The sequence below is a fragment of the Anaeromonas frigoriresistens genome (genome assembly GCF_016820655.1).
Classification (GTDB): domain Bacteria; phylum Bacillota; class Clostridia; order Tissierellales; family SIT17; genus Anaeromonas; species Anaeromonas frigoriresistens.
In genome coordinates this window covers 104956-129819 of record NZ_WSFT01000039.1, presented here as the reverse complement: position 1 = coordinate 129819, position 24864 = coordinate 104956, and the positions used below count along the sequence as shown (strand labels likewise).

The 24864-nt window shown below is 28.9% G+C and carries 27 protein-coding genes and 2 pseudogenes; 3 read left to right on the top strand and 26 right to left on the bottom strand.

What is annotated here, in order from left to right:
• Positions 1–11: 11 nt before the first annotated feature.
• The gene (locus tag GOQ27_RS10965) at positions 12–464 is read right to left on the bottom strand and encodes a MarR family winged helix-turn-helix transcriptional regulator (protein WP_203366902.1); all 453 of its coding nucleotides are present in this window, start codon (positions 462–464) and stop codon (positions 12–14) included.
• Between the two features lie 416 nt (positions 465–880).
• Positions 881–1384 (bottom strand): annotated as a pseudogene (locus GOQ27_RS10960) (GNAT family N-acetyltransferase); the annotation flags it as partial.
• 686 nt (positions 1385–2070) lie between these two features.
• On the opposite strand from GOQ27_RS10960, the gene GOQ27_RS10955 reads away from it, so the two are divergent.
• Complete coding sequence (locus tag GOQ27_RS10955; RefSeq protein ID WP_203366929.1) at positions 2071–2523, top strand: multicopper oxidase domain-containing protein; 453 nt, start codon at positions 2071–2073, stop codon at positions 2521–2523.
• A 19-nt stretch (positions 2524–2542) separates the two neighbouring features.
• The gene (locus GOQ27_RS10950; RefSeq protein ID WP_350445906.1) at positions 2543–2800 is read left to right on the top strand and encodes a multicopper oxidase domain-containing protein; all 258 of its coding nucleotides are present in this window, start codon (positions 2543–2545) and stop codon (positions 2798–2800) included.
• 270 nt (positions 2801–3070) lie between these two features.
• Here the strand turns inward: GOQ27_RS10950 and GOQ27_RS10945 are convergent, their stop codons facing one another.
• Positions 3071–4465, bottom strand: coding sequence for a L,D-transpeptidase family protein (locus tag GOQ27_RS10945; protein WP_203366901.1), 1395 nt, complete (start codon positions 4463–4465; stop codon positions 3071–3073).
• Positions 4466–4638: 173 nt separating this feature from the next.
• Between GOQ27_RS10945 and GOQ27_RS10940 the strand changes: the two genes are divergently transcribed.
• Positions 4639–5586 (top strand): M15 family metallopeptidase, encoded by a 948-nt coding sequence (locus GOQ27_RS10940; protein WP_203366900.1) that lies wholly within the window; start codon positions 4639–4641, stop codon positions 5584–5586.
• 86 nt (positions 5587–5672) lie between these two features.
• On the opposite strand, the pseudogene GOQ27_RS10935 reads toward GOQ27_RS10940, so the two are convergent.
• The 23 genes and pseudogenes from GOQ27_RS10935 to GOQ27_RS10825 form a co-directional block, all read right to left on the bottom strand.
• Positions 5673–5948 (bottom strand): annotated as a pseudogene (locus GOQ27_RS10935) (GNAT family N-acetyltransferase); the annotation flags it as partial.
• Positions 5949–6267: 319 nt separating this feature from the next.
• A complete protein-coding gene (locus GOQ27_RS10930) occupies positions 6268–7086 on the bottom strand; it encodes a CPBP family intramembrane glutamic endopeptidase (protein WP_203366898.1) in 819 nt (272 codons plus the stop codon).
• Positions 7087–7372: 286 nt separating this feature from the next.
• On the bottom strand, positions 7373–8242 hold the full coding sequence (locus GOQ27_RS10925) for a methionyl aminopeptidase (RefSeq protein ID WP_203366897.1): 870 nt from the start codon (positions 8240–8242) through the stop codon (positions 7373–7375).
• A gap of 28 nt (positions 8243–8270) precedes the next feature.
• The gene (locus GOQ27_RS10920) at positions 8271–8657 is read right to left on the bottom strand and encodes a helix-turn-helix transcriptional regulator (RefSeq protein WP_203366896.1); all 387 of its coding nucleotides are present in this window, start codon (positions 8655–8657) and stop codon (positions 8271–8273) included.
• Between the two features lie 203 nt (positions 8658–8860).
• Positions 8861–9286: a GNAT family N-acetyltransferase gene (locus GOQ27_RS10915; protein ID WP_350445905.1), complete on the bottom strand. Its 426-nt coding sequence runs from the start codon at positions 9284–9286 to the stop codon at positions 8861–8863.
• A complete protein-coding gene (locus tag GOQ27_RS10910; RefSeq protein WP_203366895.1) occupies positions 9282–9521 on the bottom strand; it encodes a 6TM ABC transporter family protein in 240 nt (79 codons plus the stop codon). Before GOQ27_RS10910 ends, GOQ27_RS10915 begins: the two co-directional genes overlap by 5 nt.
• Positions 9522–9575: 54 nt before the next feature.
• Positions 9576–9869, bottom strand: a complete 294-nt coding sequence (locus GOQ27_RS10905) for a hypothetical protein (protein ID WP_350445904.1) — start codon at positions 9867–9869, stop codon at positions 9576–9578.
• A 30-nt stretch (positions 9870–9899) separates the two neighbouring features.
• Positions 9900–10067 carry a hypothetical protein gene (locus tag GOQ27_RS10900; protein ID WP_203366894.1) on the bottom strand — a complete coding sequence of 56 codons (168 nt, stop codon included), beginning with the start codon at positions 10065–10067 and terminating at the stop codon, positions 9900–9902.
• 322 nt (positions 10068–10389) lie between these two features.
• Complete coding sequence (locus GOQ27_RS10895; RefSeq protein WP_252187809.1) at positions 10390–10890, bottom strand: effector binding domain-containing protein; 501 nt, start codon at positions 10888–10890, stop codon at positions 10390–10392.
• 266 nt (positions 10891–11156) lie between these two features.
• Positions 11157–11876, bottom strand: coding sequence for an ABC transporter permease (locus GOQ27_RS10890; protein ID WP_203366893.1), 720 nt, complete (start codon positions 11874–11876; stop codon positions 11157–11159).
• A gap of 348 nt (positions 11877–12224) precedes the next feature.
• Positions 12225–12851, bottom strand: a complete 627-nt coding sequence (locus tag GOQ27_RS10885; RefSeq protein WP_252187808.1) for a rhomboid family intramembrane serine protease — start codon at positions 12849–12851, stop codon at positions 12225–12227.
• Between the two features lie 213 nt (positions 12852–13064).
• Entirely contained in the window at positions 13065–14144 is a 1080-nt protein-coding gene (locus tag GOQ27_RS10880; protein WP_203366892.1) for a LytTR family transcriptional regulator DNA-binding domain-containing protein, read from the bottom strand.
• A 381-nt stretch (positions 14145–14525) separates the two neighbouring features.
• A complete protein-coding gene (locus GOQ27_RS10875) occupies positions 14526–14948 on the bottom strand; it encodes a VOC family protein (RefSeq protein WP_203366891.1) in 423 nt (140 codons plus the stop codon).
• Positions 14949–15019: 71 nt separating this feature from the next.
• Entirely contained in the window at positions 15020–15673 is a 654-nt protein-coding gene (locus tag GOQ27_RS10870) for an HAD family hydrolase (protein WP_203366890.1), read from the bottom strand.
• 122 nt (positions 15674–15795) lie between these two features.
• Positions 15796–16551 carry an alpha/beta hydrolase gene (locus GOQ27_RS10865; protein ID WP_203366889.1) on the bottom strand — a complete coding sequence of 252 codons (756 nt, stop codon included), beginning with the start codon at positions 16549–16551 and terminating at the stop codon, positions 15796–15798.
• Positions 16552–16785: 234 nt separating this feature from the next.
• Complete coding sequence (locus GOQ27_RS10860) at positions 16786–17586, bottom strand: lipoprotein (RefSeq protein WP_203366888.1); 801 nt, start codon at positions 17584–17586, stop codon at positions 16786–16788.
• Positions 17587–17727: 141 nt separating this feature from the next.
• Positions 17728–18441, bottom strand: a complete 714-nt coding sequence (gene deoD / locus GOQ27_RS10855) for a purine-nucleoside phosphorylase (RefSeq protein WP_203366887.1) — start codon at positions 18439–18441, stop codon at positions 17728–17730.
• 306 nt (positions 18442–18747) lie between these two features.
• Positions 18748–20094 carry a B12-binding domain-containing radical SAM protein gene (locus GOQ27_RS10850; protein WP_203366886.1) on the bottom strand — a complete coding sequence of 449 codons (1347 nt, stop codon included), beginning with the start codon at positions 20092–20094 and terminating at the stop codon, positions 18748–18750.
• A gap of 42 nt (positions 20095–20136) precedes the next feature.
• Positions 20137–20349, bottom strand: coding sequence for a helix-turn-helix domain-containing protein (locus GOQ27_RS10845; protein ID WP_203366885.1), 213 nt, complete (start codon positions 20347–20349; stop codon positions 20137–20139).
• Between the two features lie 10 nt (positions 20350–20359).
• Positions 20360–20839, bottom strand: a complete 480-nt coding sequence (locus tag GOQ27_RS10840) for a DUF2975 domain-containing protein (RefSeq protein ID WP_203366884.1) — start codon at positions 20837–20839, stop codon at positions 20360–20362.
• Between the two features lie 250 nt (positions 20840–21089).
• Positions 21090–21728 carry an LbetaH domain-containing protein gene (locus GOQ27_RS10835; RefSeq protein ID WP_203366883.1) on the bottom strand — a complete coding sequence of 213 codons (639 nt, stop codon included), beginning with the start codon at positions 21726–21728 and terminating at the stop codon, positions 21090–21092.
• Positions 21729–21967: 239 nt separating this feature from the next.
• On the bottom strand, positions 21968–24049 hold the full coding sequence (locus GOQ27_RS10830; protein WP_203366882.1) for an ABC transporter permease: 2082 nt from the start codon (positions 24047–24049) through the stop codon (positions 21968–21970).
• Entirely contained in the window at positions 24049–24804 is a 756-nt protein-coding gene (locus GOQ27_RS10825; protein ID WP_203366881.1) for an ABC transporter ATP-binding protein, read from the bottom strand. The genes GOQ27_RS10830 and GOQ27_RS10825 overlap by 1 nt, the downstream gene beginning before the upstream one ends.
• Positions 24805–24864: the final 60 nt, after the last annotated feature.

Sequence of the window (24864 nt, the reverse complement as noted above, 5' to 3'; positions counted from 1 at the left end):
CCTTTACATAATTAATAATTTCTCTTGTTTCCCTTTTTTACAAAGTCCCAGTCTTTTTCTACATTTTTTCTTGCTCTTTGAAGAAGATTTAAAAAAGTTTTTTCTTCTCTTTCCGAAAATCCCTGTAATGCAACGGTATTGGAATATTCATGTTCTCTTATTATAAAAGAGTAAACATTTCTCCCTTTCTCTGTTGGAAAGAGTTTTTTAATTTTTTTGTTATTTTTGTATTGTTTCTTTTCAATAAACCCATTGATTTCAAGTTTTTTTATAGCACGAGCTACTGTTGTTCGATCTACTTTTATCATCTCAGCTAATTTTTCTTGAATTATTCCTGGGTTTTCACATATTCGTACAAGGTACAAATACTGTCCTTTTGTAAGGTCATATTCTTTAAATTCTATGTTACTAATAGAACCTAAAGCTCTTGCTATCATTCCAATTTCTCGAAGAATTTCTGTCATAATTACCTCCTCAAGACACATTTTGTTGCAAATGCAATAATATATATATAGATTATAATTCATTTTTATTGCATTTGCAACAAAAATAATAATAAAATAAAAAAAGTAATTTTGACTTAAAAGATTTTTTGCATAATTAATTGATAATACATTATGAAATTCTTATATAAAAACCAATAATCAACTATAACTAAGCCTATAATAAAGGATATATCAGATGTAAATCTGATATATCCTCGTTCAATCACACTATATTCTTCTCTCTTATTTAACTTTTTTACCTCAAATTTCTATTAAAGTTTCCTTTTATATTAATTTTATTACTCTATTTTTTATGTTATGGATACATATAATTTATTTGTGATATTGTCCATCGAAACGTTGTAGGTACAGTTTTAAAATATATATTTTTATTGCTATCTTCTATTATCAAAATACTCTTTATCTAAAATTGAAAAAAAACATTGATCAGTCCATTTTCCATTACAAAACAATTCTTCTCTGAAAATTTCTTCTCTACGCATCCCAATTCTTTGCATAATCTTCGAAGATCCAATATTTTCACTATTACACATCCCAACAATTTTATGTGCTTTTAGCTCTTCAAATCCAAATTTTAACAAAAGACTTGCACTCTCAATACCGTATCCAAATTTCTGATGATCAAGCAACAATGCATATCCAATTTCCCAACTTTTCCGATAATCATTATAGCTCCAAATATATGCCATGCCAACCGATATTTTTCTTTCGTCCTTCTTTCTAGAAATAATAAAATCATGAACTTTTACATCTTCCTTCATTCTATCTAAAAATAATTTTCTAGTAGCAGCTTTATCTTCTTTTACATAATCTTCATAAAGCCATATATTTTTATCTGTTTCAAAATTACAAATAAAATCTAAATCCTTTTCTGTTGTTGGTGTTAATACAACTTATTTACCTATCATTACTGATCTCATTTTATATCATTCCTTCCTTAGTTCATAAAATTATATAATTCAATTATGCTTATTTAATATTCTAATAGTAATAAATTCTTGAAATTATGTAGATATTCCTTCTTCAATAATTATAAATTAATCTCAATTTATTAAGATAAATCTGTTCCTGTATAATATATAAATGCATACCAGAAAAAGTCATCCTTATTTATGACATAATTCATTGTATCGCTCTAACCTAGCTTTTTATTTTATAAAGAACCTTTGGACTACCTTGTTTTAGTAATTTACTCTTACATTTATGAATTAGTCAACTTTGGTTGATGAGTATTTTTATTATATTATTTATATGATTTCAAAAACAATCTATGTAATATTTCTATAACTTTATATCTATTCCTCCTTTTGTAGCTTGTAAATAATTCTATATTTACATCTAAGTAAGTATTTATTTTCCTTAAGTTAACTCTAGTAAATTTGGAACTTTATTTAAATCAGCAAATATAATATTACAGTAGAGTTTTAAACTTAAGGAGGTAACTTTGGTGAAATATTCAAGTATAAACTCTTTTACTAATACCTCACCCAATTATTTATAAGTCTGGGAAAGTAGAGTTTCGGCCCCTGATATGAAAATTGTAAATTACAAGTGAAAAGGTAATATACGACATTTTTATCTTGAAGCAAAACCAATTAAACATAATATATTATCAAATCTTACAACTGAAGCACTAGGATATAATGGCGGGACACCAGGACCTTCAATTATTATGAGACAAGGGGAATGGATTTATCTTACAGTTGAAAATAAAACGAATCACCCAACATTTGTTCATGTCCATGGATTACCAAAGCCTAATTCACAAAATGGAGCTCCTGCTATAGAACCAGCAACCCCAAGAATTAATCCAGGCGAATCATATACTTATAAAATTTTATGTTGGAAGACTGGTACATTTTTCTATCACTCCCCAGAAGCATTTAAGATGCCCCAGGGTCTTATAGGTGCTTTTATCGTACTTCCCAATAATGAGGAGACTATACCTCATCATGATTACGTATTATTAGTCCAACAATGGGAAATCCTTTCCCGATACATCACCTCTATACTTTAGCTATGGTGAAAAGGTACGAATTAGATTTATTACTAAAACTAGTACTTCCCATTCAATGCATTTACATGGTCATCAATTTAGAATTGTATCTGTTGATGGATTTGGTAGACCAGGTTTTTGGGATGATACCATTGACATTGCATCAGGTAGAAGAATCGACGTAGAGTTAATTGCTAACAATCCAGGTATATGGCCACTAAATGGAACTAAGACCTTTCATCAGTCAAATAATGGGGAGCCCCCTGGTGGAATGATTACAAAGGTTATATACCTATAGAATAATAGATTATACTCAACTAATTATTTATAAAGTAAATTTAGATATATTCATTTTTAAGTTAGAATGTAGTAGTTTTAATTGGGGATAATTTTACTATGATTAGGTATTAAGTATGAAAAGAATTCTAATGTAAGTAATATATTTTGATATCTATTATAAAGAAACAAAATAAGGATATATCAATAATATTGTTGATATATCCTTATTTTCAATATTACTAGAACATAGCCTCTCTCTAAAAGATAATACTTAATGTAAAATCATATCTTATTCCTCATAACAAATAATAGGCGTTCCATCTTCTATATTATCAAAAATTTTTTTAGCTAAATATAACGGGGCATTTACACATCCATGACTTCCATTCTTTATATATATATCGCCTCCAAATGAATATCTCCATCGTGCATCATGTATCCCTATATTTCCGTTAAAAGGCATCCAATAAGTTACTTTAGCTTCATAATTTTGCCCTCTCAAAGTCGATCCTTTTTCTTTATAATTAAGCATATAGACTCCAACCTTAGTAGAATATCCTTTATTAGGATTACCTGTCACTATAGGTCCATGGGTTATAAGTTTTCCATCTTTGTAAAACCATAAGTGTTGTCTTGTTATATTAATTTCTACATAAGTATTTCCAATGTCATCTTCACCCCTATATAGGGCCCTTTGAATATATTTTGGTTCTTTCTTAAGTACCTTACCATGTTTTATATGTTCCACTAATGCTTCTGTTTCAGCAATACGGTTGATTTTCCACCCATAAAATCCACCCTTAACTTCAACTATTTTATTTGTAGATGTTTTTATCCTTCTCGCTACGCCAACTGTGTCATATTTCTCACTCAATTCCTGAATATATTTATAAACTAAGCTTTTATTTATTTCTACTTCTAAATTTTCATCCACACTAAGCCATTGATTTATTTTATTTGCATCTAATATTTCCTTTTCCTTCCCGAATAGATAAGTGATATTTGTGGATATATACTTATTTAGTAAATTTTTAGTTTTTAGAGTTTTATCAGAACTTAAAGTGTACTTCGGATTTTCGTAACAAAAGTTCTCATTTAAATCTAATATTGTTTCTCCATGCAAAATACTCATTTTTATATTTTTAATTAACTTATATTTATTTATTTTATTTCCGTATACTTCTTTACTCACTTCATATAAACTATTTTCATACTTAAAACTAACATTTTGAGGTTCTATAATCTCTTCATTTAAGCAATTTAATTGATTTATTTTATTTTCTAATTTATATTCATTATACATAAACAAATTATCTACATAATATCTTTGCTTCTTGAATAATGAGCCTCCCCATTTAAATGAGTTTTGTAGTCTATAAATTGTATGAATATTATTCCTTACATTATATTGCATTTCAATATTTTTCCCTATTATTTCTTCAATTTCTCCATTTCTTTCAATTAACTGCAACCTGTAATCTACGATATAACTTTTAATTATATCCTCTACATCATCATGTGATTTTAATGATACATCTACTCCATTTATTACAGTGTTAAAAAAGCAATGATTGATAAAGTATAATGAAGTAATTAAATATAATAACAGTATTAGAGCTATTAAAATAAAAGCATTAATTAAAGATTCACTTTTAAAAAGATTTTTTCTATTAATATTCTTCATATCTATGTATACCTTTCATTAAAATATATTTATTCCAAAATCATAATTAGTTAATAGTATGTTTGTATTTTGATTCTAATACTAAAACATAGATAATAACCTCGAATATTCTTAAATAGAGTCTTATTTTTTTTACTGAATTGGGAATTATAATATTGGAGGAGGATGATGGCATGAAGAAAAAAAATATATTTATTGTTAGTATATTATTTTTGTTATTAACATCCTGCAATAAAAATGAATTTATCAGTGATATGATCTATCCTAGTGAAAAAATTAGTGGTTATGAAATAAATATGAAAAGAGATATTTTATCTTTAATGATGGCCTATCCAGGGTATATTAGAGATTTAACAAAAGAAGGGGAAAATGTATATTTAATAATGCAATCTGGAAATAAAATTCTTTATGATGATAAAATTGAAAAGAGTTTTGAGGAAAAATTAAATAACCCAGACTTACAGGATATGATGGAACAGATATATCCTATAAAGGATATACATACAATCATGGATAAGAATATTGACCCTGGCCGGATTAGAGTAGACAGTTTCTTTAAGGAAGTTTACGGAGAATCAAGAAGAGAAGTGGAGCTTAACCTTAAAAAGGTAAGTTTAAACAATAAATATTTTTCCTTTAATAGAAATAACAATGCAGAAGAAGCCTTAAAAAATAGCATAAGGGAGATATCTTTATTAGCTATGAAAAATAATAAAATATACTCCTGCTTATTTCCATCTAGTGGTACATATAACTATCGTGTTATTTCAGGGACTAAACGTCTAAGTCCCCACTCCTTTGGAATAGCTATTGATTTAAAAAGAGACGATAGAGATTATTGGAAATGGGCCAGTAACGATCAAGGACAAAAAAGATTATCTGAATACCCAAGGGAAATAGTAAGAGTATTTGAAAAAAATGGTTTTATCTGGGGAGGTAAATGGTACCACTTCGATATATTACACTTTGAATATAGACCAGAAATAATAATAAAGGCTAGATACTTTAACAACGAACCTTTGTCAATGGAAACATGGTATAAAGGAGAAACATGGTATAAAGGAATAGAATTAACCGATGAAATAAAAGGTTATATTAAAATGATTGATAGGGAACTATAACCCCTTATAGATACAACCCTATCAACCTGTTGTAAATGTCCTCTGACTTCTTCTATATACATACTATATATAAATACATGGTTATATTATTTATTATAAAAATACTCTTTATCTAATATTGAAAAAAAAATATTGGTCAGTCCATTTCCCATTCCAAAACAATTCTTCTCTGAAAATTCCTCTCTACACATCCCAACTTTTTGCATAATCCTTGAAGATCCAAGGTTTTCACTATTACACATTCCAACAATTTTATGTGCTTTTAGATTTTGAAATCCAAATTTTAATAAAAGACTCGCACTCTCAATTCCGTATCCAAATTTCTGATAATCAGGTAGCACTGCATATCCAATTTCCCAACTTTTACGATAATCATTATAGCTCTAAATATATGCCATCCCAATCGATATTCTCTTTCGTCCTTATTTCTAAAAATAATAAGATCATGAACTTTTATCTGTTTCAAAATTACAAATAAAATCTAAATCCTTTTCTGTTGTTGGTGTTAATTCAACTTTTTTACCTATCAATACTTGTCTCTTTTTATATGATCTCTCCCCTAGTTCATAAAATTATATAACTCAGTTATGCTTATTTAATACTTTAATAGTAATAAGTTCTTGAATTTATGTAAATATTCATTGTATCGCTCTAACCTAGGTTTTTATTTATAAAGAATCTCTAAACTGCTTTGGTTTTGCTGAAATAAAGACCCTGTTCTCTTTTTTTCTTAATATATTTGTATATCAGAATAATAGCTAAAACTAGAAATCCAGCTAGAATTCTGATCCATTCAACATCAAAAACATCTGTAGTACTAAAAAAAATAGTATAAGAAGAAAGAAATAATGTATTTATCATTCCATGTATTATTGAAGCAGCAATTACAGATCCGGACTTATATCTAATATAGCTAATTATTAATGAGAGTATAAATAGTTGTAAGGTGTTAATTATTAAACCTTTTAAGAGACTATCTGCATATTTATAACCTATTACAACTGGCATATGCCACACAGCCCACACAATTCCCGTTAATATAGAGGATTTTATAACACCTACATGTTTTAATTCTTTATATAAAAAGTCTCTCCAACCTACTTCTTCAAAAAAGGCAGATCCAGCTGCAATTGATACTCCTAAAGCTATGTTTACTACTAATATTTTTATAGCACCTTTTATGCCTATGATATTACTTTCAAATAAAATTATTCCCAACATATTCACAAACAACGCCATTAATATAGGAATTAGTAATGCATATAAAAACCAACAATTAGGTTTAAGAAATTGGTCAATATAAGATTTAAGCTTTTCTTTTAAAAATGTTCTTTGTATCATAAGCACAGCAACAAATGGAAAGAGCATAGGAATACCTAATAGATTAATAGTGAATGGATTTGATTGTCCTCCCAATAATTTCAATAAAATATGAAATAATATAGTTAAAAGGTATGTTATTCCTATAAAAGCAATGATTCTTGTCCTTCTACTCTTCAAGTAAATCGCCTTTCTTCGATCATTTTTTTCTTATACTTATTATAGAATCCTAAAAGTCCTAATGATCTAACCACTCATATATCCGTGGAGTGTATAAACTCTTAATCTACGTTACTCATCTAGTTTTTAGATACTAACCCAATATTTCTTCAGGTTTCCTTTGGGAGTATGATTATTGATATTTAGTCACTAGTTTTAAGCTTTTTCCCTTAATATCAATATTAAAAACCCCAGCTACTCATGATATTGTTCATTTTATCGCTATAACTGAGGTTTGTATTAAATTTTAATATGCTAATACTTCATATCCGTCTTTTGTAACTAATACCATAATTTCCTCCTGAGCTGAAGGCTGTCTATCTGCCGTATAAATAGTCCAACTATTCTTCTTATCTAAGAATATTTCCTCCGTCCCTGCATTAATCATGGGCTCTATGGTAAATATCATGCCTGGCACCATCAACATCTCTGTTTTTTTCTTGGAAACATAACTTACAAATGGTTCTTCATGAAATTTTAATCCAATCCCATGTCCCCCTATTTCTTTTACTACGGAGTATCCATTTTTTATAGCGTGCTCATGTATTGCTTGACCCATATCTCCAATAAATCCCCAGGGTTTTACTTGACTTAATCCTAAATCAATACATTCTTGCACAATGCGAATCAGTTTTCTCTTCTTGTCAGATACATCTCCAATACAGAACATTCTAGATGAATCTGAAAAATATCCTTGATAGATGGTTGAAACATCAATATTGATAATATCTCCATCTTTTAGTATTGTATCTTTTGATGGTATCCCATGACATACCTGTTCGTTAATAGAAGTACATACACTTTTGGGAAATCCTTCGTATCCAAGTTGTGCTGGTATAGCATCAAATTCTACTGTTTTTTCATAGACAAGTTGGTTAATTTCTTCTGTAGTTATACCTGTCTGGATATGTTCAGCAATGTAATCTAAAACTGCAATATTAACTTTTCCACTTTCACGTATTCCTATTATTTGTTCAGTACTTTTTATAATATTCATAGGTGGGACTATATGTCCATGGGCTTTATAAAGCTCAATCCTATTATCAAACTCCTCATGACATTTTTTGTATTTAGTTTGACTACCACACCAACATAAATCATTTCTACCTAATTTCATTCTACTCTCCCTTTACTAACTTCTTTGTTTAAGTTTTCAAAAATTCAACATTTTCAACAGGAAGCTTAGTAGGCCTCATATATAATTGAATGGTAGCCGAAGTCTTTCTATATTGATTGGGGGTGCATCCAAAAGCATCCACAAAGGCCCTTGTAAAACTTTCTTGACAGGAAAATCCATATTTTAATGCTATATCTAAAAGTCTATCCTGTGTATTTTTCACTTCCATCGCAGCTAGAGTTAATTTACGCTTTGATAAGTATTGTTTAAAAGTAATTCCAACATATTCATGAAATTTATTTGAACAATAAAACTGAGAGTATCCAACGTAATTTGACATTTCTGGCAGTGTTGGATTCCTTTTAATATTAACTTCTATCCAGTTAACCATGCTTTCTACCGTATTAATTGACAACCATGATCCCTCCCTGTAAGAATATTATACCAAACTATCTAACCGGAAACTTGACATGACTTGCAGTAAATATATACTTACTTAAATAATTTTTAGAATAACCACCGTTACTTATAATACGCTTCACCGTAGCTATTCTATAGGAGATTTTTAATATATATAATTGTTGCTAACATTTTTTATTATTTAAATATAATACTATATCAATCTAGCTCCTTGCCCATCAATACAACACTAAAATATCTATGAAACTTGTTTGCGATATTTTTTAGTCTACCATATTCTATAAATCCATTTTTCTCATGAAACTTTATACTACTTATATTGTCTGATGAAATATCTGCTAATAACTTTCTAATTTTTCTTTTTCTTGCTTCATCTTCAAGTTTTTTTAATGCTATAGTACCAATTCCTTTTCCCGTGTAGTCTTTATCAATATAATACATTATTTCGGCTACTTCTGAAAATGTTGAAAGAGAGCTATAGACTTCTAATAAACAAAATCCCAAGATTTTATTTTCATTATTTTTAATAGCAAAGCCACAATAAATATCTGTAGTGTCGATAAATTTAAGAAAATGTTCATATCCAACTGTTTTCTCACGATAAGCAGAGGTCGTTTCTCTAATATAATAATTGAAGATTTAATAACCAGATTGGCAGGGATAATGCATCATACTTTTCAGACTGAGGAATATAAAACAAAACATCATCAAAAGCCTTCTTACATTTTTCAGCAATAGAATCCTCTAGATTAAAGGTCTTTATCTCTGTTATTCCATCAATGCACTCTTTAGATAATTCATTTGCATATCCAATCTTTTCATAGTACTTATATGCATAAGAAGAATTTTTCTTTGACAACTTATTTATTATAACTACTACTAAGGGCAAAAAGATATAGCATATGAAGTAAAGCTACCAGTTAATCATCACCCTATAAACCGAAACCCCTATAAACACTATAGGCTGCAATAAAGCATCTACAAATTTTCCTGAAATTAAACTAATAATCTTATTTAATTCATTATTATATAGAGAGATTATAGACCCGGAAGAAAGAGACTCCATTTTCCATATAGGCATTTTAAGCAAACTACTAAAAAAACCTCTTCTAATATTAGCTGCAGTTATTGCGACAAAGCGAGTTTTAAATAGGGAAAGAAAAGTCGTTGATAATAACCCCAGAATAACAATTGCAATTAACGTAATTATTACAGCTAATAGTTCCTCTGTCTTTCTTTATATTGATACTGTAATTAACTGATTCAAAACCTTTGCTCGAAGTATGTTACTTCCTGTAATTAACCCAATACATATAATAATTCCTAATACATAAAAATATCTATCTTTTCCATACTTCCAAAACCACTTAGCAGTATTGGAAATATTGTTCTTCTCTTTATTCATATACTGTCTCCTTTCATTACTTATTATTTAACTTAATAAGTATACATAGCTTTAATAATGTTAATATATATGATCTCTACAGCTACATATTATCACTGCTTAATTTAATTTAATTTTCTTTTCCTATTTTGTTATATGTAAAGTTAGTAATAAAAATAAAAAAAGTCGAAACCATTAAAGGTTACGACTTTCGCTTAATTTTATTGGTATGTATATATACATGTGGAGCTTTTCATATTCCCAAGGGTGACATCTTTCATTGTAGAATTCAAAGTCTGGATAGGTATTATCAATCTCATAGGGTGAGTTTGGAAACCACTCTTCAAGTATACATTTCCCCTAAAGCACTATCAAAACTAGTCACTTCTACACCTAAAATATATGAAAATTCATTATTCTCTAAATTAGTACTTGTACATATCCCATACTCTCCATGCTTAGGTGGATTCTGCGTTTCATATAATTTAAATTCTTTATCTTCAGTTTCAAAATTATACCAAAAGGCTGGAATATCTCTACAATGAGCATTGTTCTTTAAAGTCGTTTTAAACTCATAACCAACTACTCTAAAACTATTATTATTAATTATTTTAGGCTGCAATATAATGCCCCCGGTCATATTATCCTTTAGTCTTTTCAAATCAACTCTCTGGGGTATACCTATAGGAGCATGGATTCTATAAAAATTTGGTGAATAACCAAATGTCTTTTTGAAGGCCTTAGTAAATCCTGCTATTTTAGCTAAATTTTCTGTTGTTATTTCTTCTAAAATATTATCATCAATATAATCTAAAGTTTTTTGAATTAAAGTTATATTATCCATTAGGTTCCCCCTATTTACCAAAAGCTACTATAAATATCATTATATCTTAAAATTATCCTATATCATAAATTTTATTGTAGTAAGATTATTTTATCCTTTTTAATATGTCGAATACAAGTTTATTCTAAATACAATAAACTTATTTTATTAAACTACTTAAACTTGATAAAATCACAGTTACTTTGATATATTCCATTGTATTTCTATAGATGCTATTCAAAATAACCTGTATCACAATAATCTGATATTGGCATTCCTTTTTATTATTATTTATCTAAACCCGTCTTATTATATGTGTAAGCAAGCACTATGGCAGCAATTAATATCCATACTAATATTACTAGTATATTGTAAGTAAAGCTATTATATCCTTTACCATTTATAAGACTATCCAGTACTACTTGAACACTATAGTTAGGCAGTAATAATGCTATTCTTTTAAGTGTATCATTTAATGATGCTAACAAAGGTATAATTAAAAATACTATTAAGACTGGTATGCCAACTACACCTGTAGACATCTGATTATGAGAAATCAAACCTATTACTCCACCTATTTGCACCATAGTTAAAACTACGAGAGTAGACCAAAGTATATAATATCCTATATACTGAATATCGATTCCTATTATTAAATACATTATTATATTGGTAATAACTGAGAATAATATTATCCATATAGCTTTTCCTAATAAAAATTCTACTGGTGACACAGAAGATAATATCAAAGTCCTGTTAGTATTCTTTTCTTTTTCTTCAGCAATCAACATAGAAATTGAAAAAGTCGACACTAGTGTGAGATTCATACTTAATCCCATATTTAACATATCTATTTTAGGCATTACATTTCCTAATTTGCCTGCATTTACAGCTATAAGTGCATATACTACAGGAAGTAAACATATGATAGAAACATTTTTATTTCTTATGAAATCCTTGATTTCTTTTTTTATCAATGCCTTCACTCTTCTAATAGATAACTCCATTATAATTCCCTCCCTGTTAACCTTAAGGATATTTCTTTTAGATTAGAATAAATCGATAAAAGTTCAGCTGTATTCATCTATTTATATATTTTATCTGCACAGTTTTTATTATTAATTGTACTAAAATAATCTTTTGTTTTGATAAAGATTCTAAAGTTATTGTCATTATATTTTAACTTCAATTCTTAGGATCATCCTCTATAGACAATTTATCTTTCATTTTAAAAAGCTGTCTTAATGTTTCACGTTAATATATTAGATAATATAAAGAATGGCTATATTACTAATGCTCTACGTGTATAGCCATTCTTCTTTTATATATTTAATCTCTCATAGAGTTCACTTCTTTTATAACATATTTTCTCCAATATTTGACCTTTTAGTTTCTTTATTTTTCAGATAATAACCAAAAATCAGTCCTATTACTATTCCTATAGCATGAGCGCCACCACCGATAGATATTTGAGGTTTTAAAATCCATAGCACTGCATTAAAGGCAAATAACATTGCTGCCCACTGCTTTGCTGTTCCGCCCATCACTTTAGTATTAGGACGCATGGCTGCGAATGTTGCAACAATACCAAAAACTGATGCGGATGCACCCGGTATTAATCCACTAAATCCATTAAGATAAGCAACTGGAATAATTGTAAGACTACCAACGAATCCACAAGTTAAATATACTGCAAAAATAATTTTTGAACTTGTAATCTTTTCTAATCTTGAACCAAAACATAAAAGTAGCCCCATATTAGCAAAGATGTGAATAAGTATTTCGTGTGAAAAAAATACTGTCACTAATGTCCAAGGTCTTTTCATTATTATATTTATCTTAGGATCAAGCAATAATTTATCTCCAATGTCAGGAATCGTATTTAGAGCAATAAAAATCATCATATTTATAAGTATTATTACTAACGTTCCTCGTTTATCACGAATATTTATTTTATATTTCTTTGTCATATTATTTTTCATTTCCAATCCCCCTTGTATTTCTTACTCCATGTTATCCATTTTACTGAAATAATGTTTTCCATAGTGTATATCTCTCCTTCTCTTTTCTATGAGTCTATTATAATATCAATACTGCTTAAAAACTATATTTTCACTATGAGGAGAGTATATTTGGGGTTAAGTGGAGCATTTTAGCCCTTTAATTTTCGTTTATTTGCTTAACTTAAGTATATATTATAAATTCAATATGTCTTTTAAATCATTTATTCTACCCTTAGATAAAGGAATAGAGCTCTTGTTTTTATCATCTAAGGTCAAACTAAAGCTATTTCTTGTCCAAGTTACAATCTCTCTTACTCTCTGAAGGTTTACTAAATATGACCTATGACATCTAAAGAATCCAAAATGCTTTAATCTATTTTCTAGTTCACTAAGAGAAAATGTACACACAAAGTTTTCTCCCCTTACACTTAAGCTGCTTATACCTTGTTCACTTTCTATATAATCTATTTCGGTAGGGTTAAATAACAGTATTTTGTCTCCTATCTTTGCTGGAATCTTCTCTATCTTATACCTAGGCTTCATTTCTATTTTATCAATATCTACTTTTTCATATTTATCCTTTTTTGGGATATTAGTTTCACCTTTATCGTCTACATTAGAATATTTTCTTTCAATTTCTTCATCATCTGTTTGTACCTTTTTCATACCACCTTCATCAAGAATATAGGATTGTCCTCCTAATATGATTGTTTCCTTTAATGATACAGAAGTATTTAGTATGGCTACTCCCTCTAGTCTTAATTCCTCTAAGTTCTCTAATACAATCCTTACACCATCTCTATCCATATTAAGTATTGGTTCCTGAAATATCAATAATTTAAGCCTTTTAAGTCTCTCTCTAGCAAAGCTAAGTCTTCTTTTTTGTGAATAAGACAATGTGGATATTTTCATATGTCCAATATCCAATAAGGCAAGCTTCCTCATTATATCCTTATAATTAACTTGACTATCTAAAAGTTCACTGTAAAACTTTAAATAACTCTTAACTGTCAATCGTTCATAATATCCTTCTTCTCTCAATACTATACCAATGTTTATTAATCCTTTTTTTATGTACTCAGTATTTACTTTCTCTTCTATATGTATTTCACCTTTAGCAGGTATATGTTTTCCTAAAATTAGGTCTATAAGCATATCACTAGCCTCTCTAGTACACTCTATACTTAGAGCGTGCCCATGTGACAATGATAAATCTATATGATTAAATATGATTCCCTGATGCTCTTTATATAAATTTTTTATTTCTAGCAATTTGATCCTTCCCCCTAAATACTATTCAAAATAAATATATTTATCCTTATCATTTTAACACTCATAATAACTTCTGTCTAAAATGTATTAAGGGTTACGGGCCTCGCTTGACTAAATAGTTAATTTACTTAAATAAGTACCTCATTAAACTATACATGTTGTAAATATTTAATTCATCTTTAATAAGATAATTCTACTCTAGTTTGTCCTTTTTTCTTTTTAACACTTTACAGGTAAACAATAACTAAAGATAAAATCTGAGCAAGAACAACACGAAGTTTTTGCATAGTATGAATTCCATAATTTATATTAATATGTAATTTATTCATAAACTCATCTAGATTATCTAAATGTGCTATAATATTAATATTATTTTTAACTCTATTTCATTAGTTGAGAAATTGGATGATCTTCATTTAGTTGTAGTAGATCCCATAAGTTTCCATAAAGATCTTTAAACACAGCTACTAAACCATAATCTTGCTCTTTTGGTTCCCTCACAAATTCTATACCTTTTGAAATCATATCATTATAGTCTCTCCAAAAATCATCCGTGTTTAGAAATAAGAATACTCTTCCCCCTGTTTGATTCCCTATAAATTGCTCTTGTTCAGGTTTAGAAGCTCGCGCTAATAAAATTGTTGTACCCTTTGACTCCGGGGGTGATACTACTACCCACCTCTTATCTTGTTCTGGCTGATATGTATCTTCTATTAATGTGAAATTTAATACTTTGGTGTAAAATTCTATAGCTTCATCATAATCCTTTACTACCAAAGCTATATGTACAATTGATTGGATCATTTTCTATGCCCCTTTTAGATATATTCCTTATAACGTTATCTTCAAATTTCTATTTTCTTTGTATAATATCTTTATGAATAACTAATCAAATTTTCTTCCTTAAATATTTCTTCTATTGTACTTTCTATCTCATTAAAATCCTTTGCTATGTAATCAGCCTGATGAGGTTCATCCTTACCAAATCCATATGTCACTCCAATAGAAATGCCATCATTCTCCCTTGCTGCTTCTATATCACTTGTTCTGTCTCCAACCATGATAAACTTGTCAGCTCTATACTTATCCTTTATACGCCTTACTCTCTGTGATTTGGTGAATTTACTATCACTATAAGATATTTCTTCAAAAATTTCGGGTAAATTAAATTTTTTCGATATTTGCTTGATATATTCTTCATTTCCATTTGAACAGATACATAAAGTAAAACCTAGATTCTTTAATCGTATCAGACCTTCTAAAACCCCTTCGTACAATTCTCCATATTTTTCAACTTCTTCTTTCTCAAACCTTATTATATCTTTTTTTAATTTTTCAATAACATCTTTATCCTTTGTATTTATCAAAGAAATACAAGCTTCATCTAAGGTCACGCCAATTAATTTAAGAATTTCTGATTTATATCTATTTTTATATCCATTCTCCTCTAAAGCTCTGTTTATTGCCACTATATCAACTGTTTCAGTCCTAAAAAGTGTTCCATCTAAGTCAAATATAATTAATTTCATAGTTTTTCTCTCCTTTAATATATATGTTGAACTATTTATTTAAATTATCCTCATCCTTCTATATAGGTATACGCATTCATATATTCTAATTTTGTTTAATCTTTCATTTGACCTCCAATATATCAATTAAGATGCTTCTTATACCAATCAATAGTCAACACAACTAATATGCGAAAATGCTCAAGAAAACTATGATCTGCTCCATCAATAACTTTTAATTTTGAGTCATTTGAAAGTAATGTCATTGCTGATTTAGATCTTTCATAAAGCTGCTTTTCTTCTTCATCATTATTACCATGGATTATCAACACTGGGCAATTGACATCTCTCAATAGGTTCTCCTGATTAATCATCTCAAAATCTTTTAAAATTTGTTTATCTACTAAAACCTTTTTCCTTACTTCTTTTGGAGTATGCTCTGTTAAATATCCCTTTTCCTCTAATTCTTGCATTTGTTCTTTTGTATAAAATTCATCCCAATTATATTTCATAGGTCCAGTTAAAGCCCCTGATAAAACCATTGTTACTATTTCATTACTATAACACTTCAAACAAATAAGAGAACCAAGACTATGTCCATACAGGGCAATTCTTTCATACCCTTTAGATTTTACAAATTGAATAGCTGAATTCAAATCATCTACTTCTTTCTCCACAGTCAGAAAATCATCATCACTTTCTCCACAACCACTAAAATCAATTGCTAATGCATCATACCCAGCTTTGTTTAAAGCTTCTGCTAACTTGTCGAATCTACCCCTTGATGCCTTATTACTAGTAAATCCATGAGCCATTATAATTACTGTATTTGAATCAACACTATTTAAATTACCAACGATATTTAATCCTCTAGAGTTTTGAAAATTTACCTTATTCATAATATCTACCTCTTTTCTATAATGTAATGTTTCTACAAATTCATATGCATTCCTTCTTTTTACGGTTTTCTTATTGTTTTTAATATCAATACTGTAAATAAAGCATTATATGCTTTTTTATTATCTATTAAAAAAACAAGGATATATCAGCTCTAATACTGATACATCCTTGTTTTAAATACTCATAAATTATCCTCTATATAGATTGCTACCAAATTCATTCTCATATTCCTATTATTGAAAGTCCCTAATATCTTCATCTGCTATCTGGGACTGTACTCGATAGATAGTAACAGTTTTAGGTAATAAGTTCTCATCATATTCAATATCATAAAAATTAACCAATAAAGTATTTACTTCCCCATGAAAGATAATATAATCCATAATTTTATCACCAATATTATTGTACTTATAATTGAATGTCTTGATCTTCATACCTTCTTTCTTACTAATTCCTTTTATCAAAAGGTCATTTTTATAATGGTATGAAATCGACTCACTTTCCTCTCCCTCTGCATTAGTAATAATACCTTCCACCATCTTACCATCTTCATCTAGGTATGCTTTTGTGATAAAAGATATACTACCATCCGAATTATAATGTGTTCGGGTCTCAGTCTTATCTCCATAGGAATATTCTGTACGGGTTTCTAAACCACCTTTATGAACAGTCTTCTTTTTCATCAACAAATCATCTTCATAATAGTAGTAATTAGTAAATGATAGTTCGTCCTTTGAGTATGCTCTATCCTCAATTAGTTGATTATTTTCATATAGATACTCAATAAGTATTTCAGAATCATCATTTGTTGTGTTTTTTTCTATAATATTCTCATTCTCATCGTATGTATTTATAATCTTTGTGACTGATTTGATATCATAAGAAATTCTATCGATTTCTACTTTACCATCTTTTATGGTTTCTTTATATGTTGTTATCTCATCAATTGATGTATTTTCAACATTGGTGTTATTGCTTTGCTGACAACCTGTTAACATTAATAATACAACTAATCCTAATAATGACTTCTTCATGTTATATCCCCCCGTATAATATAATATATGACATAATTAGTAGAACATAACTGTTAGCTTGAAGATAAAGCATAACTGAAAATCATTAAAGACAAAAATAAGGAGAAGAAGTTAGTTAACTAACTTCTTCTCCTTATTTTTCTATTCTGCCATTTCTAAGGCAATCTTCATCATATTAGTAAATGCATTTTGTCGTTCTTCGGAAGTTGTTGCCTCTTGAGTTGTTAAGTTGTCAGAGACAGTAAGTAAACATGCTGCATTTTTCCCAAGCACTCTGGCATTGTGGAAAAGAGCAAAAGCTTCCATTTCTACTGCTACACAGCCATGCTTCTCATAAATTTCCTTATATTCTTCAAAATTTTCTCTATAAAACACATCTGAAGAATGAATTCTTTCTATATGCATCGGAATCTCTAACTCATTTGCATATTTTATAAGGCGCTGATTTAATTCAGGAGTGCCTTCAATAACATCACTTTCATAGCCATTTTGCACTTTAGCATAGCTAGATTCACTCCAGACATCCTTTGCTAAAATTACATCATACAGTTCTACCTTTGGAGTATAGCCTCCACAGGATCCGATTCTAATAATATTTTCTACATCGTAAAACTTATAGAGTTCATAGGAATAGATTCCTATACTGGGCATTCCCATACCACTTGCCATCACCGAAATTCTTCTTCCTTTGTAAGTTCCGGTATATCCTAAAACATTTCTTACGCTGTTAAACTGTTTTACATCCTCTAAAAATGTATCTGCTATAAACTTTGCTCGAAGGGGATCTCCAGGCATCAAAACAGTTTTTGCAATTTCATCCTTATTTTTTGCTTCAATATGTGGTGTTGGTTTCATTATATTTCCTCCTTTTATGATTTAATCTCCAAACCCTACTAATAAATTAACTCTAGGGTTAGAGAATTTAGTAATACTACTTAAATCCTCGTTGTAATTACAATTGTATCTATCTTTATCTATTTATTCAAGAATTATGTATCTAATAATTAAAAATTGGTTCTTTTGATGGTGATTACACTCATTTGTAATTGATTATTTAAATCTTAACATATCCTATATAGTTTTAAAACACACTTCTACTAAAGTAAAATCTCTATTAACCTTCATTGATTGAAGTATATCTTTACAATCAAAATCCACCACTTACCTTGTTTTATAAGCAAACCATCTAGCAACTCTCCCTATCCTTTCAAAGGAAACAATATTGCACAACAGTTCAGTTAGTCTTCCAAATTTCCTATAAAAAAAGTTAAAGGTCAAAAATGGAATCCATTGCTTTTTAGATTTTGGTAGCCTTTTCAATATATTTTTAAATGTATATAACTCTTTATATAGCCATATATAGCCATTATATAATTCTTTTGGAGTCATATTCTTTGGTTTATATACCACATGAGCAGTATTATAATTAGACAAATTAAAATCTACAATTCTATTTTCCTCTGATAATAATTCATATAGCTTTGTTCCAGGATAGGGTGTCATTATATGAGAAGTTACCGTTTCTATTTTATTTTTAATTATCCATTCTAATGTATTCTTAAATATAGATTCATCATCCTCGTCTAATCCAAATACAAAACTTGCATTTATCATTATTCCTCTTTTATGAATTTCATCTACAAGCTTCTCATATCTTTTTACACTATTTTGCACTTTATGAACACTTTCTATTGATTTACTATTTATACTTTCAAATCCTATAAAAAGACTTTGACAACCTGCTGCTTTCATTTCATCTAATAGTTCAGGCATGTCTACTATATTAGATGTAACCGCTGCATTCCATTTTAATTTAAGAGGCTTTATTTGCTTTAGTAATTCTTTTGTCCATTTAGGATTTCCAATAAAGTTATCATCAATAAACATTATATGTTTTGTTTTTAATACATTGATATCTCTAATTACATCGTCTATCGGTCTATTAATATAAGTTTTAAGAGAATTAGTGCAGCTATTATAGCAAAAATCACATTTAAAAGGACATCCCCTGCTTGTACTAATTATGTTTGCATATAAGTATTTTTTATTATCAATACTATCATATTTTGGTGATACTATTTCACTACCATCAATATTTCCTATATCAGAGTATATCTTCTTAAGTAAATTATTTTCTTTATCCTCAAGTATTTTTGTCCAAACTCTCTCAGCTATCCCAACACAAATTGCATCAAAACTATTAGAAGCTCTCTCTGGGTTTGCTGTAACATGTATACCTCCTGCTATTACTGTCACTCCACGTTTTTGGAACTCTCTTGATATCTCCATCGCTCTATTCATCACATCTACAGTAACGGTTATTGCTACTAAATCTACAGTTTCATCAAAGTCTATCTTTTCAACATTTTCATTCTCAATAATAACTTCATGCTCTTTTGGTGTAAGATTTGCTAAGGTTAATAAAGCTAGAGAAGGAGACATTCTTGTTTTTAACTTTGTATCCATTGGCCTTGGTAGCATTGTTGGTTGGATTAATTTAATTTTCATATACTATCTCCTCCGATAAACATTGCTGATGATTTAACGAATCTACTCTGTATCATTTCTGTATTCTAGAATATCCCCCGGTTGACACTCCAAAGCTTCACATATTCCCTCTAAAGTGGAAAATCTAATAGCTTTTGCTTTTCCATTTTTTAATATAGAAATGTTAGCCATTGTTATTCCAACTCTCTCCGAAAGTTCTGTAACGCTCATTTTCCTTTTAGCTAACATCACATCAATATTGATTATAATTGCCATGTTATTCACCTCATATCGTTAAGTCATTGTCATTTTTTATATCTATGGCATTTTTTAATATCTTTTGAAGTACAGCAGCGAATACTGCGATAACCATTGGTGCAAAAATAAAAGCCATTCCAATCAATATAACACCTGGTGCATCATCTACCTCACCTACTATATAGAAAAGCGGCATTCCAACTACATACAGGGCACTGATTGTAATTGCATATTTTTTTATATTATTTAAAGTTTTTACCGATAATTCTGAGAAAGCTTCGTTTTTATCAATATAGCTTAAAAGTTTAATCGCTTGATATAATGCAGCAAAAAATGGTATTGCTGACACATACATAATTGTTAAAATACCATATAGAATATAGGCCATTTTAATACTACTTTCTGCTGCATCCTTAGCTATCCAAGGTAATACAAATATACATAAAGCAAGAATTGGAACTCCAATAAGAATAACAGCAATCTTTAAAAAAAGTGTTTCTCGTTTCATAAAAAGCACCTCACTTATTTATTATTACTTTTATTTTAGCATGATTTTTATCGATTATCAATAAATGTTTATTAATTTTTATTATATTTTTATTGCTACTGCTTTTTAATTCAGAACGATAATCCGGTCAAGGTGAAATCTACCCTAACCGGATTATTAATATTCTATTCAATTTATTTCGTAAAATATCTATATAGAAGCGTCTCTTAATCCTACCCTAATAGTCTCATTTACCAATTTATCTAATCTCTTAATCATATAATTTTTGACCAAGTGATGTTTGACTATTATAGGTGTAAAGGAGCTCCATATATCCATTAACAGTTTCTGGATTTACAGATAAATGATCTCCAGGTACAGAAGGAAGTTTATCTGCTTCTTCCTGTTCAAATATGGTTTTACCTGGCTCCACATACCGGCCTTCAGCAATCTTTACTCCTCCAGTGATATTAGCACCATGCATAATTACACAATTTGGACCAATCTCCGCATCAAAAATGGATACATGTTGACCAATAAATGTATTCTTTCCTACTCTACAGGGACCATGTACTGCTGATCCATGGAGAATGCTAACCTCTCCATCAATATGGACAGACCATTTATATGCACCTACTTTAACATATTGATTTGGTTGACCATGAATTAGACAGTGGTCATGAATACTTGTGCCTGGGCCAATAAAAAACGGGCTACCATAATCAGCACGTATAATATTGTGAAAACCAATAAAAACAGGACCTTTTATAGTAACGTCTCCTAATACTACACTACCAAGTCCAATAAAAACATCAGATGAAATTCTAGGATAGCTAGAATGGTGTATATGTGAAGTAATTGGATTATAGGTAATCAACGGTATATTTTTATCAGGAATTGATTTATTCATAAGGTATACCTCCCACATATAGTATTAATCTTTCTCATACTCATAATATGAAATTTATACATTATTTGAACCTGTCTAATCATAATTGTACCTTTTAAAGAATCAAAAAAGTTTATAGAAGAAATACAAAAATACAATCACTACTTTCAATCTTTGATTAATATAAAAAAGCCAAGGATGATTGTATCCCTATAACGGCAGATTTTTCAAAACAGTAGTATGCATTTAATTTCCAGAAGTCACATAACTTCTTTTATATATTTTTTTCTACTTATGATATAAAATAAAATCTGAAACATTGATCCCCAAATTAAAATCATAAAGGCCTTTCTCATAAATAACTCTATTACTTCTGAGTTAGAGAATATGACATATAAGAAATATAGTCCCATTCCTCCGCCAATAAGGATTGGTATAAAGAATGTTATGGCTAACTCTTTACTAATCATAGTTTTAATTTCTTTTTCTGATACACCTATTCTAGTTAATGCAACTAGTCTTTCCTTCTCATTATCTGCATCTGATAGTACTTTATAGTATAAAACTACTCCATTAGCTATTACAAATAATAACCCTATAAATGTCAATGTAAATAATGCAACTCCCCTTCTGTCTAGCTGTAACTTTATAAGTTCTTCTTTATATACAGGTCTGTAGGACTCTATAGTACCCCTTTCATCCTCAAATGGGATGCTAAAAATATCAGTTTCATTCCAATATGAATCATCTAGACCATTAGCTTTTTTTAAATAGCTAAGTAATGCTTCAAAAGCTTTATCACTATTTTTTACATTCATTAGATGTAGCTTCTTTAATGAAGCATCACTTAAGCTTTCTTTTAATACTTCATAATCTTCATTGTCTAAAACAAGAGCACGACCAGAAGAATAAACTCTAGTCCCTAAATAATTTGTAAATTTTACACCATCTTTTTCTTTTATCATGCTTTTATCTAGATATAGGGATGTAGCATCTCCTGCAATATCTTTAAAGTCTTTTTTACTTATCTCAAAGTTATTTTTTGATGTTATATACTTAACTTTTTCCAATTGTTTTTCATTTATATTTATCAAAATAGATGTGGGGTATTCAAAGATCATTTTCGTCTCATCAGGTACCATTAAGAATAAAGCTGCTTTTGAATCTACATCTATATTAGTATTCATGTGTTGATTATAATTTTCTTCACTTATAACTGTTCCCCTAGAACTGCCTAAAGTTAATTCATCGCCTTCATCTCTAAACACTGGAACTTCTAAATACTCTAATACATTATACTTTTCTATCCTACCATTGTTCTCATCTATTATATTTGATATTTCTTCTTTTTCAACTCTATTATATTTACTATTTTCAACAAACATAATATCATAGGGATTATCAGCATTTATATCCTCTCTAGCTGTTGTATATAGTGAATAACTAAAACCTACAAAAAACATTGCTCCAGCAACTAGTAACGAAAGCATATATAAAACATTTTTATATGCCAAAAATCTATGTGATAAATTTGATAAAATCATTATGTTATTATTATATAACTTAGGAAATTTACTAAGGACATATTTGACTATTGAAATAAATGATCCGATTACCATGTATGGACATACTATTATCAAACCTATAAAAACGCCTATAATATAGGATTGTTCCTTAAAAATCTCCTTAAATAAAGCCTTTGGCAAATAATAAGTTGACACTATCAATATCATTAAAGAAATAGCGCCTATTAACATTCTAGCCTTTCCTACTTCCTTTTTTCTATGGACTTTTATGACATCTATTACTGATACTTTTCTTATAAATATCATATTAAATAAAAAGTTACCTAAGGATATAAGGGTAAAGACACCTATACTTAATAATATACTTTCATAATTAATCTCATATAGAATTGTAGTTCCCCCTAATATTTTATTTAATCCCATATAAAACAATCTTCCAAATAAAGTTCCACCTAAAATCCCTGTTATTAATGCTGCTATCATAATACCAATATTTTCTATAAATATTAGCTTTGTTAAGTCCTTTGCTGTCATACCTAAAGTAAGATATACTCCAAACTCTTTACCCCTATTTTTTAAGAAAGATACATTTGTATAAGTGATAAAAATTATTGAAAACAGTATTGTACCACCTAATGATACGATAACAGTATCATATAGTGATGATTTACCTATGTTATTTACTATTGTTGAATTAAAAATTAAACTACCATACATAAATAGCATTGCAACAATTAATGAATTAACAAAGTAAAAGGATATATACTTGTTAAAATTATAAATGAAGTTTTTTCGAACTATAGAAGAAAAGGTCATCAGTTTACTCCCCCTATAACACTTTGAACTTCTAAAATCTTATCAAAAAACTTCTTTCTATCGCCATGTGAATTGATTTCTATTTTGACTTTACCATCCTTTATAAAAATAACCCTTTTACAAAATGATGCTGCGAATGGATCATGAGTTACCATTAGTACTGTACTATTCATTTCATCATTCATCTTACTCATTATGCTCATTATATTAGTTGCTGATTTAGAATCAAGATTTCCTGTTGGTTCATCTGCAAAAATTATAGCTGGTTCATTAATTAAAGCTCTTGCTGCAGCGACTCTTTGCTTTTCCCCTCCTGAAATATGATAAGGGTACTTTTCCTTTAAACCTTCTATACTAAAAAAATTCATAAGTTTATTAACTCTATTTTCAATATCTTGTGGTCTTTTCTTATCTAGAATAAGGGTTAGTGCTATATTTTCTTGTAACGTTAAACTATCTAATAAGTTAAAATCCTGAAATATATAACCTAAATTCCTTCTTCTGAATAAAGCCATCTGATCCTTCTTCATACTACTAATATCTTTGTTGTTGATAAATACTTCCCCTGAAGTACATTTATCAACCCCGGAAAGAATATTTAAAAGTGTAGTCTTACCACTTCCACTGGGGCCCATTATTCCAACAAACTCTCCCTTGTTGACAGTAAGACTTATACCATCTAATGCTTTAACTTCCTTTGCTTCCTTATAGGCATTATATACCTTTGTTAAATTGTTTACCTTTAAAATCTCCATATCATACCCTCCTCATATACTAGAAATACAGTGCTAATATTTACACTAGTTTATATTCTT

Coding starts and splice junctions, on each gene's coding strand:
- GOQ27_RS10965 (WP_203366902.1), bottom strand. CDS start 464: ATGACAGAAATTCTTCGAGAAATTGGAATGATAGCAAGAGCTTTAGGT.
- GOQ27_RS10945 (WP_203366901.1), bottom strand. CDS start 4,465: ATGAAGAATATTAATAGAAAAAATCTTTTTAAAAGTGAATCTTTAATT.
- GOQ27_RS10940 (WP_203366900.1), top strand. CDS start 4,639: ATGAAGAAAAAAAATATATTTATTGTTAGTATATTATTTTTGTTATTA.
- GOQ27_RS10925 (WP_203366897.1), bottom strand. CDS start 8,242: ATGAAATTAGGTAGAAATGATTTATGTTGGTGTGGTAGTCAAACTAAA.
- GOQ27_RS10900 (WP_203366894.1), bottom strand. CDS start 10,067: ATGAATAAAGAGAAGAACAATATTTCCAATACTGCTAAGTGGTTTTGG.
- GOQ27_RS10895 (WP_252187809.1), bottom strand. CDS start 10,890: ATGGATAATATAACTTTAATTCAAAAAACTTTAGATTATATTGATGAT.
- GOQ27_RS10890 (WP_203366893.1), bottom strand. CDS start 11,876: ATGGAGTTATCTATTAGAAGAGTGAAGGCATTGATAAAAAAAGAAATC.
- GOQ27_RS10885 (WP_252187808.1), bottom strand. CDS start 12,851: ATGAAAAATAATATGACAAAGAAATATAAAATAAATATTCGTGATAAA.
- GOQ27_RS10875 (WP_203366891.1), bottom strand. CDS start 14,948: ATGATCCAATCAATTGTACATATAGCTTTGGTAGTAAAGGATTATGAT.
- GOQ27_RS10870 (WP_203366890.1), bottom strand. CDS start 15,673: ATGAAATTAATTATATTTGACTTAGATGGAACACTTTTTAGGACTGAA.
- GOQ27_RS10865 (WP_203366889.1), bottom strand. CDS start 16,551: ATGAATAAGGTAAATTTTCAAAACTCTAGAGGATTAAATATCGTTGGT.
- GOQ27_RS10860 (WP_203366888.1), bottom strand. CDS start 17,586: ATGAAGAAGTCATTATTAGGATTAGTTGTATTATTAATGTTAACAGGT.
- deoD (WP_203366887.1), bottom strand. CDS start 18,441: ATGAAACCAACACCACATATTGAAGCAAAAAATAAGGATGAAATTGCA.
- GOQ27_RS10850 (WP_203366886.1), bottom strand. CDS start 20,094: ATGAAAATTAAATTAATCCAACCAACAATGCTACCAAGGCCAATGGAT.
- GOQ27_RS10845 (WP_203366885.1), bottom strand. CDS start 20,349: ATGGCAATTATAATCAATATTGATGTGATGTTAGCTAAAAGGAAAATG.
- GOQ27_RS10840 (WP_203366884.1), bottom strand. CDS start 20,839: ATGAAACGAGAAACACTTTTTTTAAAGATTGCTGTTATTCTTATTGGA.
- GOQ27_RS10835 (WP_203366883.1), bottom strand. CDS start 21,728: ATGAATAAATCAATTCCTGATAAAAATATACCGTTGATTACCTATAAT.
- GOQ27_RS10830 (WP_203366882.1), bottom strand. CDS start 24,049: ATGACCTTTTCTTCTATAGTTCGAAAAAACTTCATTTATAATTTTAAC.
- GOQ27_RS10825 (WP_203366881.1), bottom strand. CDS start 24,804: ATGGAGATTTTAAAGGTAAACAATTTAACAAAGGTATATAATGCCTAT.